Below are 16,508 nucleotides of genomic sequence, written 5' to 3'. Positions count from 1 at the left end.
TTGATGAATCCTTTGTTATAAAAAATAAACTAAATTCTATTTCTTTTTTTAAGATAATAAAACCACAGAAAATAAGCTGCCAAAGATCTATAAGGTTTCCACTTTTGCGTAAGGCGAACGATTCCGAGTTTTGTTTTTACTTTTGTTAATTCTTTTATTGTATTGATTAGTGCAATATCACCAAGCGGAAAAATGTCTTTTGATTGCAGGCAAAACATTAAATAAATATCTGTCGTCCAGTCTCCTATGCCTTTTATGCTTGTAAGTTTTTTTCTTACTTCTTCAGGACTAAGTTTTGGTAACTCATCAAAAACAAAATCTTTATTAAGCACCGCTTTAGAAAGCTCACGAAGATATTTTGCCTTTTGCCTGCTTATCTGGCAAACTCTCATTTCTTCATCACTAAGTTTTAGTATTTCTTTAGGTGAAAAATCTGGCAGATAATTTTTAAGCTTATTAAAATGTGCTTCTGCAGAAGCAAGACTAACTTGTTGCTCTAAAATTATTCTTGATAGCGAAACAAAACCTTGTGGTCTTTTCCAGTTTGGTGGAGCGCCGTATTTATCTTTTATTTTTGAAAAGATGTTGTGGGATGAGGTGAGATTATTTGAGTCAGGTTTATTTATTACCAAAGTGATTGTTTTAAAATTTTATTAACATATGTTAGCAGTAATTTTTATTGTTGATTTTTTCATATCACTCAAATAGCTCTGACATTGCCTAGAAATAGCTTTTTCATGTCTCCATTTACTTTGAAGCTTAAATAAAATAAATATGGTGCAAGTACTAAAATTCCACCAATGGAACCTGATATGCCCAAAATAAGACCTTTAGATGAAAAATGATTTCGCCATGCAATCCATAATCCAGAGATCATCAGATGGCACATGAAGTCTAAATTAAATTGACCCGCCCAAATCATTGCCTTTATATCGCCAAAGAAAAGAGTGAAGATATTCCATCCATGATCAGCACCAACAATGACAGTGTAAAATAAAGTACTTGTAAAAATAACAGCTAAAAATAAACGAAATTGAGTCATGTTTTTTACTCCAATAAATTAATTAAATAATATGCGAAATTTCTGTTGCAAGTTTACTGAAAAAATATAGTCTGTTCGTTATTTAAATTGTCCAGGATTTTGAATTTAAAAAGTAAGCTGAAAATTATTTTGCTGATTTCCATAATGGGCCCACAGCAATTAAAAGCACGAGTACATTAAAAATAGCATTAGAAGCATTGTCAGAGGCAATAGAACCAGCACAGTCTAAAAAAAACCAAGAAACCAACCCAATAACTACTGATTTACGTACACCTTCTGGTGCAAGGTCATACACCCAATTTTGCAAACACCAAATGCACACACCCCAGCCAAAAAGAAAACCACCAGTAAGTGCCGATAGAAATCGTGTTGTAGGTGCTTGATAATTTTGTAAACCGTCAATTGGCCAGCTTAATAAATCAAGCGACCATCTTGCAGGTTCGGAAGTAGGTAATATAGTTCCTAAAAAGAAAATAGGGCCAAAGGAGCCCACAACGATTGCCGTAAATTTTAAATACGATTTGTGAAATTGTTTTGTTATTAAACTATTCAATCTGTTTACTCGTTAAGTTTGATACAAACTTAGTAAAAAGAAATAAACAATTTTAGACGGTACCGTACAGTAGATAATGATTGCTAAACAAAATTTTTTGCGATTCTCTTTAAGTTGGCAAAATATTCTGAAAGCCATTGATGATTAAGATTTTCGGCGTTGATTCGTAAATAGAAATTATCAAGGGCTAGTTCAAAAATCCCTTGTAATTGTTTTCGAGAAAGTTTTAAGTCAAAATCTTTCACCCAAAGCATTACAAAAGCATCACCTACTGTTTTGTTAGATTTAACGAGAGCATCCAAATAGAGCTTATGCTCTCGGTTAATGCGTAATTGTCTGTTGAAGAGTAAATCGGTTTTATGTTTCACAAGAATATCTATTAATTCAGGGTCAATATTTTTCGCGCTATTTTCTTTATCGGCAATAATATGTGACTGCTGAAGATGGTATTCTATCAGTAGCTCTAAAAACAAATCAAGGTGTGCAAAGTGATGATAAAACGATGATTTGCTTATACTCACTCTTTTGGCAATAACCTCAATTTTAATACCTTTTGGTCCTTCCTTTGCGAAGAGGTCATAACCTGTCAAAATCCATGGTTCTTTAGTGTTAGTTTTCATTATTAAAATCAAATCTCAATTAATTTTTAAGATTATCAACAACCCATTATTTGCCGCAATATTTTTTATTTCAAGTATTTTATTCTTCTTGCTACGTCTCATCAAACTAAAAAGAAGTTTATGCGAAATGGAAATAATCAAGCAAGCAATAGCGAAAAGTCCTCTCCTGTATTGACTATTTTCTCTTCTCCATAGCCAGCTTATAAAGCTCCATATATTTCTCTGCAGATTTTTTCCAGCTAAAATCTAATTTCATTCCATTTTGCTGGATTTTTTTCCAGATATCTTTTTGTTTAAAAACATTTACAGCACGCTCAACAGAAGATGAAAGCGCAAAGCTTGTGTAATCATGAAACGAAAAGCCCGTACCGTGATCAAATCCATAATAATTTTCTTCATCCCAATCTTTTACTGTGTCTGCAAGCCCGCCTGTTTTTCTAACAACGGGAACCGTTCCATATTTTAAGCTGTAGATCTGGTTCAATCCACACGGCTCATAACGCGAAGGCATTAAGAAAATATCTGCCGCAGCTTCAATTAGATGTGATAGTTCATTATTATAGCCAATGTATGTTCCAATCTTACCGGGAAAATATTGAGGCAATCCACGGAAGAATGCTTCGTATTTATCTTCACCGCTTCCAAGAATTATATATTGTGCATCAATATTCATTAAGTCGTTAATTGCAGCAGAAAAAATATCAAATCCTTTTTGCATTACTAATCGGGATACAACACCAACAAGAGGTCTGTTTTCATCAAACGGAAGATTGAAATGATCCATTAAGAATTTTTTGTTTTTTGTTTTACCAGACAAATCTTTTATAGAAAATTTATAAGGTAAAAACTTATCTGTTTCCGGATTCCATTCTTCATAATCAACGCCGTTTAAAATTCCGTAAACGTCCTGTTTGCGGGAACGCAGAATATTGTGTAAGCCTGCGCCATATTCTTCGGTTAAAATTTCGTGCGAATATTTGTTGCTGACGGTGTTTATTAAATCAGAAAAAACAATTCCTGTTTTCATAAATGAAACAGAATTTTCAAACTCAACAGGCCCATTGGGGTAATACAAATCACCACGAATCTCTGCCGCAAACAAAGCAGATTTAGAAAATCTGCCTTGATATCCAATGTTATGAATTGTAAAAACTGTTGCGGTGTTGTCAAACATTCTGTCCCAGTTGTAATTGTCCTTTATAAAAAGCGGAATCAATCCGGTTTGCCAATCGTTACACTGGATAATATCGGGCGACCATACAAATCTTTGCATGGATTCAATTACAGCCTTTGAGAACAAAATAAATCTTTCATCTTCGTCCATGTCGTTTGTGTAAATCGCATCTCGATAAAAGTAATGTGGACAATCAATAAAATTAATCTCAACATTTGAACCTGGAAGCGTTGCCTGGTGTAAATGCACAGAACGATCAATTCCATTAACTCGAATTGTCATTTCCCCAATCTTCCAATTATATCGCAAGCTGTGTTTAGATTCATCTATTGAGCGATACTTTGGAAGAAATATTTTTACCTCACATCCAAGTTTTTCTAATGCTTTGGGCAGCGAACCTGCAACATCTGCAAGTCCACCAGTTTTTGCATATGGAACGCATTCAGTTGTAACAAATGCTATTTTCATTTTTTATAAAAGTTGTTTTGGAAACAGTTGAAACAGTTAAATATAAATAGTTGAATTATTAACCCCGCAATTAATTGCGGGGTTAATCAAGGAACGTATTTAAAAAAACCGTTTCAACGGTTTAAGATTAAAAGAATTTATTTTGCTTAGTGAATAATAAGGTATATTGTTTTAAATTTCACTTAAAATAAACAAGGATTTAAAGCGGAGAAAAAATGAAAGAAATAATTAATGGATTATCGGTTTTTCTTGAGGGAAACAACAAAAATAAATCAATAGTTTTTTTACACGGATTTCCATACGATCATACAATGTGGAAAGCACAAATAGATGAATTTAGCAAAAGCTATTTTTGTGTTACTTATGATATACGCGGACTTGGTGAATCGCCCTTTGGTGACGGACAGTATACAATGGAGTCGTTTGTTGATGATTTAGAAAACATTATTGATGAATTGAAATTAGACAAACCCATATTGTGTGGACTTTCAATGGGCGGATATATTTCGTTTCGTGCTTTAGAAAGAGTTGAAGAAAAGTTTTCTGCAGTAATTTTGTGTGATACAAGATCAGAGGCTGATAATAATGAAGGAAAATTAAAACGAGCGGCTGCGATTAAAAGAATTAATGTGGAGGGATTGGCTCAGTTTTCAAAAGATTTTATTGCTAATTGTTACGGTGATTTTTATAAAAAGAATTATAAAGGTGAATTTGAAAAAAGAATAGCAATATCTTCTGCCTTTAATCCAGCAGGAGTTAAAGGTTCCTTGTTGGCTATGATCGGAAGAAACGATACGACAGAATATCTAAGCAAAATAAAAATCCCGGCTCTTCTTATTTGCGGCGAATTTGATGCACTAACTCCGCCATCAGTAATGAAACCTCTTGCAGATAAAATTAATGGAGCAGAGTTTATCGTTATAAAAAACAGCGGGCACATGAGTCCGATTGAAAACCCAGCTGATGTCAATGAAACAATTAAAAAGTTTTTGACAAAAAATAACTTGTAAGCTTAATAACAAATCAGCTTTCTATTTTTTGCTGGCTCGAGTATTAGACCATAATGTGCCTAAGAGTTATCCAGATAGTTAAGTTCTAGTTCATCAACACGCTTCTGATGTTTTTCAAAATTAATGAATCTGATAAGGACAAGCATTACTCCCGCAAAAACTATATAGCAAAGAATTACATACTCCCAATTAAATAAATCTTTTAATGGCCCGAGCAAAGCTGCACCTGCAGCTAAACCCAAATTTGAAATTGCCATATAGAGGGTAAACTGAGTTGCGGAAACTCTTTTCCAGCATAGTTGCATTGCCGAAGCAAAAATTGCAATATTTGTAAAAGTTAACAGGATATAAAAACAGATTATAAAACCTATTACAAAAATGTCATTCTGCCAAAAACTTTTTAAGAAAGACATTATAGCTGAAAGTAAAATTAGTAAACTCAGATAAACAGATATCATTTTAACTTTACCAAAATAATCGATAAGAAAACCACCGATGATCATTCCAAGTATACCTGAAATTAAATTTGCGGTTGCAAAGATTTGAGAATATTGTGTATCAGCCCAACCAAGCTGCTGTACCGTAAATACAGGCAATACAGTATCAATCAATCCTCTTCCGACTGAATAACTAAAAGCAGCAACACCCATCATAAAACTGACAGGTAGAAAGAAAACCTTGTATAAGCTTTTAAAGACACCTTTCCAGCTGTGTAATTGAATTTTCTCTGCGGCTTTTGAGGCTTCACCTTTCGTCCATGGCAGTAATTTTTCCCCAGGTCTTTCTCTTAGTAATAATGGAACAAGAATAATGATAGAAATAATTAGCGAGAATGAAACTATTGCGTAAAAGTAACTATAATGACTCATAATCCAACTGCCGGCGGCAACTGATGCAGATATTCCTAGTGTCTTTGAACCCCACATTAATCCATTGGCTCTTGCCTGCTGATCAACTGGTAAAATATCAATTGCCAACCCGTCAACAGCTATGTCCTGTGATACTTCAAAAAAGCTGACTATAAATCCCAATATCATTAAAGCAGACAAGTTATTCAGCGGATCAATTATTAGTGACATTGACAAAAAACTTGCAATCAATCCAAATTGACCAAATAAAATCCATGGTCTTCTTCGACCCATTGATAAATATGTAAACCTATCCATAATGGGAGCATTAATAATTTTTAAACTCCAGGGTATTCCTATCACTGCAACATAGCTGCCAATTTCTGCGGGACTTTTTCCATTCATCGCTAACCACGCAGGTATAGCATACCATAATAATCCTTCGGGAATTCCCTGAGCAACATATAATGCTGCAAAACTAAAATACCTTAAAAAAGTATTTTCAGATAAAGAGGGAAGCGGCTTTGACTTTATTTTATCAGATTTTACAAACAGCATATATTATTATCCTTTAGAAACGTGGATACAAAACAATTAAACCTTTTTAAGTTATTATTTTGTTTTTTATTTAGCATCTGAACCAACAAGATTAGCCGTAATCTGAATTTTATCAGACACTCGGTTACCGATTAGCGAATTACTTATTCCAAAATCCGAAAGATTAATATCGAACTTTGCTACAATACTGATTAAATCCCCTGGCAATATTGACTTAGTAATTTCACTCTCCTTTAAATATTTAATTGTTGCATTTGCATAAATTAGTTTGGTATAACCATGCAAATTAAAATCACCTTCCACAACAATTTTAACTACATTATCTTCTACTAAATCAACTCTTTGAACTTTTTTTATTTTGAAAGTTATACTAGGATATTTTTCTGCATTAAGCCATGACATGCTTCTTAAATGCTCATCTCTTTTATCAATTCCCGTTTTGATTGAAGAAGTAGAAATAGCAACCTCACCAACAAGAGTTGATTTTATATCTTTCACATCAAAGGATACATTACCCCAAACTTTATTTGACAAACCTGTTATATTCTCATAACGAGCCTCGCTGAAAAAAGTAGCCTGATTTCTATCTATCTCATCTTTTAAATTAAAAACTTGTACGCCGTTAGACGGCAGATTAAATCCCTGAGAATAGACGCTAGTGATAATTAATGAAAACGCTAATAATATTTTTATCCCCGTGAACATAGTTTTATCTCCTTACAGTTATTAATATTTTAAGCCTTATTGATAAAATTTTAAAAACTTATCTGGTCCTTTTTTCTAAAAGTATTTACTCTTTATAAAACATTTGTCTTGTGGTAAAGCTAAAAAACTTATTACATTATTCCGTCCTTTGGTTACTAGCGAATGCTTTATTAAACATTAATATTTAAAGAATAAAAATCATTTCTTTGTAGAAGCAACTTCTTCAACAAAATAAATTGACGGCATACCAACAACACCCGCATTTTTCATCGCTTCTTTAGTTGCATCGGATGAGACAAACTTTTTAGCATTCTCAATGCTATTTATCTCCAGAAGAACAAAAAGATCATTTGGCTCATCTGCACTCCTAAAAACTTTTCCTCCCATAGAACCATTCTCTGCTCTGTAACTTGCATGATTATCGAAAGCAGGTTTCTACTTACTGTAGTCCTCAATTTTATGATGAATTAATATGTGTGCCATTTCTTGCCTCTTTTTTTATTTAAATAAATAATAAAAACAGACAAATTTTTTACCTGCCTGTCCTTATTAATATTTTATTTGGTTTAACTTTTATCAGTCATTCTTTTTAATTTCGCCACCGTGGTCACCATCTAACACCCACGTGCCGTTCTTTTTCATTAAAATATCAGTCCAGCGCCCTCTCTCAGTTTCTGTTTTTCCACCATTACTTTCAGAAACCAGAGTATAGTAATAATGCACAAAAGCAAAATCTCCCTTAACCCAAATTCTGGCTGGCGTTAGAATATTAAATTGTTGTTTCCCTTTTGTGGAAAAGTATTTTTTAGATTTGACAACACCTTCCCGTGTTCCGGGAGCTTCGTTTTCATACGACCAGCCAAGATATGAATCATCAAAATATTTTAAATCGGCCAAGGGATCGATGTTGTTTATTTCCCAATATTTTTCAACGCCTGTCCAAACTTCTTTTTGTTCGGGTGACCACTGCTGAGCAATTATTTGATTTGCCCCTACAAAGAAAAGTACTAAGAGAAAAGGAAGAATTATTGTGTCCCTCATATTTCTAGCTCCTTTTTTTTATTTATCTTGACAATTAAAAGAGGCATATAATCATCTGCCAACTTATTTGAATTTTTTTCACTAACTATTTTTAGTCATCATTTTTAATTTCACCGCCGTGGTCACCAACAATCATCCATGTACCATTTTTTTTCATTAAGATATCCGTCCAGCGGCCCTTTTCTGTCGTTGATTTACCGTCATTATTTTCAGAAACCTGGGTGTAGTAATAGTGTGCATACGCAAAATTGCCGTTAACCCATATTCTGGCCGGGGTTATAATATTGTATACTTGTTTTACCTTTGTGGAAGAGTACTTAGATGATTTAACGGCATCTTCTTTTGTTCCAGGGGTTTCATTAGAATAAGACCAGCCCATATATGAATCATCAAAGTATTTAAAGTATGCCATGGGGTTATTATTATCTATTTCCCAATATTTTTGCACTCCTGCCCATACTTCTTTTTGTTCAGCTGTCCATTGTTGTGCATGGACATTAAGAGCAAAGATCATCACAAATAAAAATGATGAAAGACCAATTAATTTTTTCATTATAAATCCTTTTTGTTAAATATTTTATTGAATAAAAAAAGACTCAGAATTTCTGAGTCTTAATTAACACCCTCCTTACTTTCTTGTTCCAGCAACTTCACGATAAATTTCATCTGAATGCATACCAACGTATTTCATCCAAAGCTTATTAAAATTTTCATTTTCTTCTTTGGTGAAGGCTTTTTCGTATGTTGAATTCATTTCCCCGCTGAAAGCAAATAGATCCTCAAGGTTTTTGAATTCATTAATAATAAGAAGATCTCTGCTGTCAGATCCCCAATTATGTCTTACCACTCGTTGACTTAATAATTTTGCATTACCAGTAACTGCCTCAGTTTGTCTTTTAAGCATTTCTCCAAATGCTTTGGCGTCGTCACCGGTTGGAAGAGATAGCATTTTCCAGGTTTGGATGTAAACAACGTGTGTATCACCTGCGCTTTGAGCAGATATATTTGCAGAAGAAAATAATACAGCGGAAAAAAGTAAGATCGGAATTAGTAGTTTGTTCATAGTGCATTCCTAAATGATTATTGATTATTAGTTACTATTTATTGAGTCAGTTCTCAATCTTATTTAAGTTGTGAGTTAACCAGCATTCTTTAATGTCCGGTTAACCATTGTTCAAAACTTTTATTTGTTTTGCCATCTGCATAAGCCCAGTCAGGTTTTAATCTTAGCCCATCATTGCTTTTCCATATAAAATCAACAGCATCTTTTATTTCTTTTTCATTAGTAATACGCATTAATAGCAGGTTTCCTTTTTCAAGTATAAGTGGTTTTATTTCACAGTTGATATGTTGAGCTATAAGAGCGCTTTGTATAATTTCAGCTTGTCTTAAATCGTAAGTAGCCCATACAATTCCGGATTTCCCGGTGAGAAAATCATTTTCTTCAAAAGAAACCGAAACCTCTACGCCGATTCCAAAAGGAATCTCTGGCGGCAAATCATTAGTAAAACTTGCCCAATTGATTATTTTTGCTGTTTCAAGCTCAATTATTCCCGTGTTTAAGTATGAGCCTTTTATTTTTAATACAATCACGATATATCGAATAAGATTATGAAATTGTTCAATAATGTTTCTTACTGCAAAAGTAGAAGATTACCCTTTGGATATCTTGCACTATTAGTGCAATTGTTAGGACTTTTTGTCCAATTGGGGAGATTTCTTTAGTGGAAGAGTTTTTAAGGGTTTAATTCTAATAATTAAATTGGATAAAAAAATGGATACAAATTCAATTCTTTTTATACTCTGATGGGGAACAATTAAACTGTTTTTTAAATGCTCTGGAAAAATATGCCTGATCATTAAAGCCAACTTTGTAGCAAATTTCTGCAACGGTGCCAGCGTTTTGTTTTAGCAAATCAGCAGCTCTTTGAAGACGAAGCGAGCGAATTAATTGTCCAGGCGGCTGATCCACAAGGGCATTAAGCTTTCTGTTAAGCTGAGAAACGCTCATATTCATTTCGGTGGAAAGTTTTTCAACATTGAATTGTTCTTCTTCAAAGTGCATTTCAATTGTTTGTATTACCCTTTGCAAAAATTCCTGATCAACAGAAACATTGCTAACTTCCGAGGGCTTAATAATTGTTGCTTTGCCAAAACGTTTTCTTAACAGCGCACGCTGGTATATCAAATTTTTAACTCTAACTTTTAATTCTTTTGCACTAAAAGGTTTTGTTAAATAAGCATCAACACCCGTTTCTAAACCCTCTATCTTATCATCAAGCCCCGCTTTTGCCGTTAACATTATAATTGGTATGTGGCTGGTTTTTTCATCGCCGCGTATTTTTTTGCTGAACAGATAGCCATCCATCTTGGGCATCATTACATCAGTAACTATTAGATCAGGAATTTCAACTTGAGCGATTGTTACTCCTTCTTCACCATTAACAGCCTGTATTACTTTATAATCATTTTCAAGTTGTTCGTTTATGTAAGCGCGCACATCAGCATTATCTTCAACAATCAAAATTATCTCTTGCTGATGAACTCCCGATAGCGGATTATCTATCCCTGTTTCGAGGTGATCGTTCTGTAACAATAAGTCTATTGAGGAGAATTCTTGAACATGTAAGTCGCCATTCAAAGCAAAATGATCCCCAGACGCTTTTGTTGAGTGGTTGTTTTTTTCTTTAATGTCGACTATAGAAAGATGAATAATAAACTCAGTTCCTTCTCTTTCCTTACTGTTAACGCTTATTTGTCCTTTGTGAAGCTCAACTAATTCCTTTACCAGTGCCAATCCAATTCCGGTTCCTTCCTGCTCGCGAGTGCTTGAACTATCAACCTGGTAAAAACGATCAAAAATATGCGGCAATCGATCTCCCGGTATTCCTATTCCGGTATCTTTAATTATAATTTCTATAGTAGGGGAAAAAACATTTACTATGAGTTTAATTTCCCCGTTTTCTGGAGTAAACTTTAGCGCATTTGAAACAAGATTACAAATAATTTTTTCCATTTTATCTGCATCAAAAAAAACAAGAACATTAACTAATTCCGAATCAAAAACAAGATTTATTTTTTTTGCTTCTGCTAATGACTCAAAAGAGTATAAAATACTTTTTAGAAATGAAATCAAATTATGTTGTTCCGCCTTAAGCTCCATGCTTCCGGCTTCAAGTTTTGAAAGATCTAGTAATTGATTAATCAATGTAAGAAGCCTTCGTGCATTTCTGTTTGCAACTTGCAGTTTTCCCTTTTCTTTTGTGTCAATATTCGATGACATTACACTTTCAACTTGCCCAAGGATTAGTGTTAAAGGTGTACGAAATTCGTGAGAGATATTTGCAAAGAAATGAGATTTTAGTTGATCCAATTTACGCAAAGTAACAGTTTCAACCTTTTCAACCTTTAGCTGGTTTTTAAGTTTAATTCGTGTTAACTCATAACGCCTGATTAAATAAAGTCCGCTCAGGATAATAATTAAATAAAACAAATATGCCCATGCGGTCGTCCACCACGGTGGTTTGACAATCAAGGCAACGGAGGTTCCGACTTCATTCCACACACCATCATTGTTAGAACCCCTAACTTGAAACACATATTCACCCGGCGGTAGATTAGTATAAGTAGCAGTTCTGTTAGTTCCAGAGTAAATCCAATCGGCATTAAAATTCATAAGCCTGTAAGAATATTGATTTTTTCCGGGAGCAGAATAATCTAACGCTGCAAACTCAAACGTTACCACATCATCATTATATGAAATAATAATTTTATTTGTTTCGGATATGGTTTTTTGTAAAACCGAGTTTTTGCTTTTATGAGAAACATACTGATCTTCAAGTTTAAAATTTGTTAATACAACATTAGGAACATAGTGGTTGTCTTTTATCTGCTCTGGATAGAAATAATTTAAACCTTTAATTCCACCAAAAAACAACTCGCCTTTTTTGCTTCGAAAATATGCCCCGGTATTAAACTCATTACTCTGCAAGCCATCATTAACATTATAATTTCTAAAGGAAGCATCTTGAGGATTAAATTTAGACAATCCTTTATTTGTACTTAGCCACAAATTACCTTTTTCATCTGGTAACACTCCATAAACCACGTTGTTTGGTAATCCATCTTTTTCTATAAAGTGAATAAAGACACCGCTTGAAATATTGAATTGATTTAAACCGCCACCCGATGTTCCTATCCAAAGTAAACTATCTGGTTTAATTGGATCGGGGCAAATTGAATTAATAATATCATTGTTTATACCGTTAGGGTTTGCGGGATCATTTTTATAAGTATAAAATAAATTCTTTTGTAAGTCAAAAGAGATCAGGCCATTTCTTGATCCAATCCAAAAAATTCCTTTGGCGTCTTGATAAATTACAGGTCTTGTTCGTTGGTTATATGTGAAAGACTCTTGATAACGATAATTTTGAAACATACCTTTATCAGCATTAACCAATTTACAAATAAAGCTTTCAGTAGCTACCCATATGTTCTTTTGATGATCTTCAAAAACAGTATAGACTTCTCTTTGAGGCAAACCGGAATTATTTGCCGGATTAAATTTATATAGATGGATTTTTTCATTTTTGGGATCGTAACTATATAGACCTTGATTAGTAGCGGCCCAAATTTTTCCATCATTGGCTTTTATCATTGACCAAGCCCCCGTATTTCCAAAATCATCTGGTCTATTCGAATCAGCTTCGTAACTCTTTATTTCCCCGGTTTTACGATTCCAACGAAACAATACATCTGTGCTTATCCAAACAATATTATCACTTTCTTCCAAAACAGCCCGTACGCTAAAACCGGTTATTCTGGAGCCGGGATTGCTTTTATTTATTAAAGTAGAAAACCGGTTAACCTTTGGGTCATAAAAATTAATTCCCATTCCTGCGGTTCCCACCCAAAGAATACCGGTTCTATCAACATATAAGCTTGAAATGCTATTGTAGCTTATTGAGCTTCGATTGTAAAAATCATTTCTAAAGTAATTATATGAAAATGTATTTGGATCAAAACTCATTAGTTCGCCCGGTGTTGCCAGCCACAGAATTCCCTTGCTGTCTTCAACGATCTGCATCACGCTTCCCCAGCCATATCTATAAACATCATAATGATGTGGAAATAATTTGTATTCTCCAGTGTGCCGATTAAATTCTACCAACCCACTTAATGTGCCAAGCCAAAGTATCCCGCTAGAGTTTTCGAGTATGGAATTAACCGCATTATCAAAATCATTTGTCGGGGCTTTAAGATTTTTTGTTTGGATTTGGTAATGTGTAAAAGTTTCATCCTTGGAGTTAAATTTATCTAAACCATTTAGAGTGCCAACCCAAAGAACGCCATTAGAATCGAAAAACAAATTTGTTACAATGTTGCTGCTTAAACCACCAGGTTTGTCAGATTGAGAAGTAAATTGTTTGAATTTAATATCATTAGAATTATTTCCTGTAAAGGATAGTTTATAAATTCCCTGGCCCCTTGTTCCAATCCATATATTTCCTAGGGGATCTTCTATTATTGATTTAATCTCTTCTGAATTATAAGTTTTAAAAGTGCTAGAGCGAAATTGAAAATGATGAAACGTTTCAGTTGTTCTTTCAAAATAATTTAAGCCGCCGTTTAATGTACCGACCCAAATGTATCCCCGGCTATCTTCAAATAGTGTTGTTATAAAATTATCTGTGATTGTTGTAGAATCAAAAGGATCGTGCTGGTACACAACAAAATTATAGCCATCATACCTGTTTAATCCGTCTTTAGTGCCAAACCACATAAAACCTTTTTGATCTTGTAAAATGGATGATACAAAATTTTGTGAGAGCCCATCGTCACCGGTCAGGTGTTTAAAATTAATTTCTTGTGAGCTAATTTTTATGGTAAATAAAAAGAAAACGATTAAGAAAAGTGATAAAATAGGTTTGGGATAAAACCGGGTATTATTTTTATTAAGCACGATTTTATTTTTTAAATAAATAGTTTTGGTGTTAAAAGTCGCACAAGGCATACTTAATCTGCATGTTTTATTATCAAAAGAAATATAAAGAATAATTATTTAAAACAGCAGATTGGCAAACCTAAGGTGATAGGTAGCATTACAATAGTAATTCACATGTGTTACGAGCAAATAGAAGCATTTTTAAACAGTTAGTAACTATTATTTCACCGTTGGAATACGCACAAATGGTTCATGTTTGATGATTTTTCTTATTTAAGAAAATCACCATCAATAATTAAGAGCTTAACTTTTTCTTTCGAAACGGAACGATGCGAACTTAAGTCATCAGAAACGATATAAGTCATTCCTTCTTTTAATATATTGTTTGTACCGTTCTCATGTTCATTAATAACTTCTCCGCTTAAACAATGAACGATATGTCCCTTCTTGCACCAATGGTCTGCCAGATAACCGGCACTATATTCTACAATGCGAACTCTCAACCCATCAAACGGTAAAGTCTGCCAGAATGAAGTTCCTGTTTCTCCTTTATGTTCTTCTTTGGAAATATTATTCCAATCGATCATTTGAAAAGGTATTTTATTCATAATTTATTTCTTTCCATAATTCATTGCTTTTATTTTTTTGCCAAGTGCACAATCTGTTATTAGTTCCTCCAATCTTTTCAATCTTGTCTGTTCTTGCTTTGCACTCATAATCCAGCGGGTTGTTGTTTTTTGGTAAGAAGGTGCTGTAGATTGAAAAAACTTCCATGCGATCTTGTTGGATTTAAATTTTTTATAATAAAGTCCGTCAAGTATTATGGCTGAATTTTCATAAGAATAGATTTTTGACTTATCTTTTTTGCGAAGTCCATAAACCGCCAAGCCTTCTGTTTTCATCAATCCAAGCTTTGTAAGTTCTTTAACTTTCTTGATATTAACCTTACTCCAATTACTTTTTGGATTTCTTGGTGTAAACCTGATACAATAACTTTCTTCATCAACACTTCGGCGAATACCGTCTATCCAGCCGAAACAGATAGCCTCATCCACAGATTGAGACCATGTTATCGTTGGTTTGCCTGTTGATACTTTATAATATCCAACAAAAAGTTCTTTTTCTTTTTTGTGATTTATTTCAAACCACTTGCGCATATCTTTTTGTGTTGGAAAGAAAATTAATTTCATAGAATACTTAATGCGTGTAATTAGTTACAAAATAATTAAAGTATTTACATTCTTTTAATGCTTCTATAACGAATTGTGTGTTTGAATATTCATTAACAAGTTTTTTGAAATAAGTTTTATACTTATCAAATTTTATAGCTTCTTTATCCTTTGTTTTTTTGCTGCTATACCACATATAAATTTCTGGATGTTCTTCATTATAAAAACGATTTTGTTCGCACTTTGCCGCCATAAAAAAGCACAGTGCAGCAAATTCTTTGTTCTTTGTTTTCATAGCCGCTTTTAGATAATTATCTTCTGCTTTTGAGCAATCATATAAATCATAATTCTCACCATTAGAATATCCCCAGCCTAATTCACCGCGACTGTTAAAACAAGAAGCCATCCAGCTATTGCCGTAGAAAGTTATATTGTAATATCCATTAGCCAAAAGAAAATAATATTCGGAAGCTTTCTCATTGTTCTTCTCAGTAACTGCTAAATTTTTTAACTCGATCATTCTTCTTGAAAAACTAAGCAAGCGATATGTTACTTTATTTTCTGCCCGATAATCACAATCGTGACAATCATTAATATGAATTAAAAATGGATCTGCCGGAAACTCTTCAGTCACATCTGAATTTTGATGATAATAATCTATATTTTCTAAATGTGACCCAATTTTCGAAACAGCTTCTTCAAACATTCCTTTTGCAATGTATTTTTTAGCTAGTATGGTTTCTAATTCACGAAGAGAGTAGTAATAATTATCCATCAAAAACTTTATCCAATCCGATAGATGCTTCTCATCCCAAGGCGTATCCCAATAATCATACGATTTAATCATTTTATAAATTTTCTCAATTGGCTGTTTATAGTAATCGTTTGAAATATTGTAGTTGAATGGATTTTTTGAAGCGAAAAAAGTTTCCCAGGGCTTGTTTTTTCCGGAAATACCAAAAGAAAGGTGGGCTTTTATAGTATCACCCTGAATCCAATACTGTTTAGCAAGAGTGTTCATTATATAAAGCAAAGCATCTTCAGCTCTGAGATTTTTAAGCGACGGTGTTTCTTTTAACCATCTTATATCCTGATTAAGCCAAATCTCTGTTGTTGTATCAATGTTTTTGATAGAATTTACTTTACATATAACTTCTGCAATTTGAACTCGTTTGACAAAGTCCATATTGTTTTTAGGACACAATCTTTTAGCTTCAAAAAAATATTTTTCTGCATCTTGCGGATGACCTTGTAAGGCAGAAACATATCCTGCGGCAAAATTCCACAGATAAGTTTTTTGAGTTTTATTTTCGTCAGCGATTTTTGTAACAATTTTATATAGAGAAGAATCACTGCGGTAATAACCATTGTCATAA

General features: G+C 33.4%; 17 protein-coding genes. 1 reads left to right on the top strand and 16 read right to left on the bottom strand.

Annotation, left to right across the window (positions count from 1 at the left end):
- Window positions 1-29: 29 nt before the first annotated feature.
- The 5 genes from IPJ23_14265 to glgA all read right to left on the bottom strand — a co-directional run bounded on the left by IPJ23_14265 (window position 30) and on the right by glgA (window position 3,857).
- Window positions 30-638 carry a DNA-3-methyladenine glycosylase 2 family protein gene (locus IPJ23_14265; protein ID MBK7631841.1) on the bottom strand — a complete coding sequence of 203 codons (609 nt, stop codon included), beginning with the start codon at window positions 636-638 and terminating at the stop codon, window positions 30-32.
- 62 nt (window positions 639-700) lie between these two features.
- On the bottom strand, window positions 701-1,042 hold the full coding sequence (locus tag IPJ23_14260) for a hypothetical protein (protein ID MBK7631840.1): 342 nt from the start codon (window positions 1,040-1,042) through the stop codon (window positions 701-703).
- Window positions 1,043-1,166: 124 nt separating this feature from the next.
- On the bottom strand, window positions 1,167-1,583 hold the full coding sequence (locus IPJ23_14255) for a hypothetical protein (GenBank protein ID MBK7631839.1): 417 nt from the start codon (window positions 1,581-1,583) through the stop codon (window positions 1,167-1,169).
- 95 nt (window positions 1,584-1,678) lie between these two features.
- A complete protein-coding gene (locus tag IPJ23_14250) occupies window positions 1,679-2,215 on the bottom strand; it encodes a TetR/AcrR family transcriptional regulator (protein ID MBK7631838.1) in 537 nt (178 codons plus the stop codon).
- Window positions 2,216-2,390: 175 nt separating this feature from the next.
- Window positions 2,391-3,857 (bottom strand): glycogen synthase GlgA, encoded by a 1,467-nt coding sequence (gene glgA, locus IPJ23_14245; GenBank protein ID MBK7631837.1) that lies wholly within the window; start codon window positions 3,855-3,857, stop codon window positions 2,391-2,393.
- 215 nt (window positions 3,858-4,072) lie between these two features.
- Between glgA and IPJ23_14240 the strand changes: the two genes are divergently transcribed.
- A complete protein-coding gene (locus IPJ23_14240; GenBank protein MBK7631836.1) occupies window positions 4,073-4,867 on the top strand; it encodes an alpha/beta hydrolase in 795 nt (264 codons plus the stop codon).
- Between the two features lie 59 nt (window positions 4,868-4,926).
- Here IPJ23_14240 and IPJ23_14235 read toward each other — a convergent pair whose 3' ends face one another.
- From IPJ23_14235 to IPJ23_14185, 11 genes are all read right to left on the bottom strand, one after another.
- Window positions 4,927-6,273, bottom strand: coding sequence for an MFS transporter (locus IPJ23_14235; GenBank protein ID MBK7631835.1), 1,347 nt, complete (start codon window positions 6,271-6,273; stop codon window positions 4,927-4,929).
- A gap of 66 nt (window positions 6,274-6,339) precedes the next feature.
- Complete coding sequence (locus IPJ23_14230; GenBank protein MBK7631834.1) at window positions 6,340-6,978, bottom strand: YceI family protein; 639 nt, start codon at window positions 6,976-6,978, stop codon at window positions 6,340-6,342.
- 198 nt (window positions 6,979-7,176) lie between these two features.
- A complete protein-coding gene (locus IPJ23_14225) occupies window positions 7,177-7,365 on the bottom strand; it encodes a hypothetical protein (GenBank protein MBK7631833.1) in 189 nt (62 codons plus the stop codon).
- A 189-nt stretch (window positions 7,366-7,554) separates the two neighbouring features.
- Window positions 7,555-8,019, bottom strand: coding sequence for a nuclear transport factor 2 family protein (locus IPJ23_14220; protein ID MBK7631832.1), 465 nt, complete (start codon window positions 8,017-8,019; stop codon window positions 7,555-7,557).
- Window positions 8,020-8,110: 91 nt separating this feature from the next.
- Window positions 8,111-8,572: a nuclear transport factor 2 family protein gene (locus IPJ23_14215; GenBank protein MBK7631831.1), complete on the bottom strand. Its 462-nt coding sequence runs from the start codon at window positions 8,570-8,572 to the stop codon at window positions 8,111-8,113.
- Between the two features lie 75 nt (window positions 8,573-8,647).
- Entirely contained in the window at window positions 8,648-9,082 is a 435-nt protein-coding gene (locus tag IPJ23_14210; protein MBK7631830.1) for a hypothetical protein, read from the bottom strand.
- Window positions 9,083-9,171: 89 nt separating this feature from the next.
- Window positions 9,172-9,612: a hypothetical protein gene (locus IPJ23_14205; protein ID MBK7631829.1), complete on the bottom strand. Its 441-nt coding sequence runs from the start codon at window positions 9,610-9,612 to the stop codon at window positions 9,172-9,174.
- Between the two features lie 193 nt (window positions 9,613-9,805).
- Window positions 9,806-13,981: a response regulator gene (locus tag IPJ23_14200; GenBank protein ID MBK7631828.1), complete on the bottom strand. Its 4,176-nt coding sequence runs from the start codon at window positions 13,979-13,981 to the stop codon at window positions 9,806-9,808.
- Between the two features lie 251 nt (window positions 13,982-14,232).
- The gene (locus IPJ23_14195; protein ID MBK7631827.1) at window positions 14,233-14,571 is read right to left on the bottom strand and encodes a DHCW motif cupin fold protein; all 339 of its coding nucleotides are present in this window, start codon (window positions 14,569-14,571) and stop codon (window positions 14,233-14,235) included.
- A 3-nt stretch (window positions 14,572-14,574) separates the two neighbouring features.
- Window positions 14,575-15,153 carry a YdeI/OmpD-associated family protein gene (locus tag IPJ23_14190; GenBank protein ID MBK7631826.1) on the bottom strand — a complete coding sequence of 193 codons (579 nt, stop codon included), beginning with the start codon at window positions 15,151-15,153 and terminating at the stop codon, window positions 14,575-14,577.
- A 7-nt stretch (window positions 15,154-15,160) separates the two neighbouring features.
- The gene (locus tag IPJ23_14185) at window positions 15,161-16,318 is read right to left on the bottom strand and encodes a hypothetical protein (protein ID MBK7631825.1); all 1,158 of its coding nucleotides are present in this window, start codon (window positions 16,316-16,318) and stop codon (window positions 15,161-15,163) included.
- Window positions 16,319-16,508: the final 190 nt, after the last annotated feature.

The sequence above is a fragment of the Ignavibacteriales bacterium genome (assembly GCA_016709765.1).
Taxonomy (GTDB): Bacteria; Bacteroidota; Ignavibacteria; order Ignavibacteriales; family Ignavibacteriaceae; genus IGN3.
Note: the sequence above shows the minus strand (reverse complement) of the source record. Positions and strands in the feature narration are given on the sequence as shown.

Coding starts and splice junctions, on each gene's coding strand:
- IPJ23_14235 (MBK7631835.1), bottom strand. CDS start 6,273: ATGCTGTTTGTAAAATCTGATAAAATAAAGTCAAAGCCGCTTCCCTCT.
- IPJ23_14210 (MBK7631830.1), bottom strand. CDS start 9,082: ATGAACAAACTACTAATTCCGATCTTACTTTTTTCCGCTGTATTATTT.
- IPJ23_14250 (MBK7631838.1), bottom strand. CDS start 2,215: ATGAAAACTAACACTAAAGAACCATGGATTTTGACAGGTTATGACCTC.
- glgA (MBK7631837.1), bottom strand. CDS start 3,857: ATGAAAATAGCATTTGTTACAACTGAATGCGTTCCATATGCAAAAACT.
- IPJ23_14220 (MBK7631832.1), bottom strand. CDS start 8,019: ATGAGGGACACAATAATTCTTCCTTTTCTCTTAGTACTTTTCTTTGTA.
- IPJ23_14240 (MBK7631836.1), top strand. CDS start 4,073: ATGAAAGAAATAATTAATGGATTATCGGTTTTTCTTGAGGGAAACAAC.
- IPJ23_14185 (MBK7631825.1), bottom strand. CDS start 16,318: ATGGACTTTGTCAAACGAGTTCAAATTGCAGAAGTTATATGTAAAGTA.
- IPJ23_14215 (MBK7631831.1), bottom strand. CDS start 8,572: ATGAAAAAATTAATTGGTCTTTCATCATTTTTATTTGTGATGATCTTT.
- IPJ23_14260 (MBK7631840.1), bottom strand. CDS start 1,042: ATGACTCAATTTCGTTTATTTTTAGCTGTTATTTTTACAAGTACTTTA.
- IPJ23_14225 (MBK7631833.1), bottom strand. CDS start 7,365: ATGGGAGGAAAAGTTTTTAGGAGTGCAGATGAGCCAAATGATCTTTTT.
- IPJ23_14230 (MBK7631834.1), bottom strand. CDS start 6,978: ATGTTCACGGGGATAAAAATATTATTAGCGTTTTCATTAATTATCACT.
- IPJ23_14195 (MBK7631827.1), bottom strand. CDS start 14,571: ATGAATAAAATACCTTTTCAAATGATCGATTGGAATAATATTTCCAAA.
- IPJ23_14190 (MBK7631826.1), bottom strand. CDS start 15,153: ATGAAATTAATTTTCTTTCCAACACAAAAAGATATGCGCAAGTGGTTT.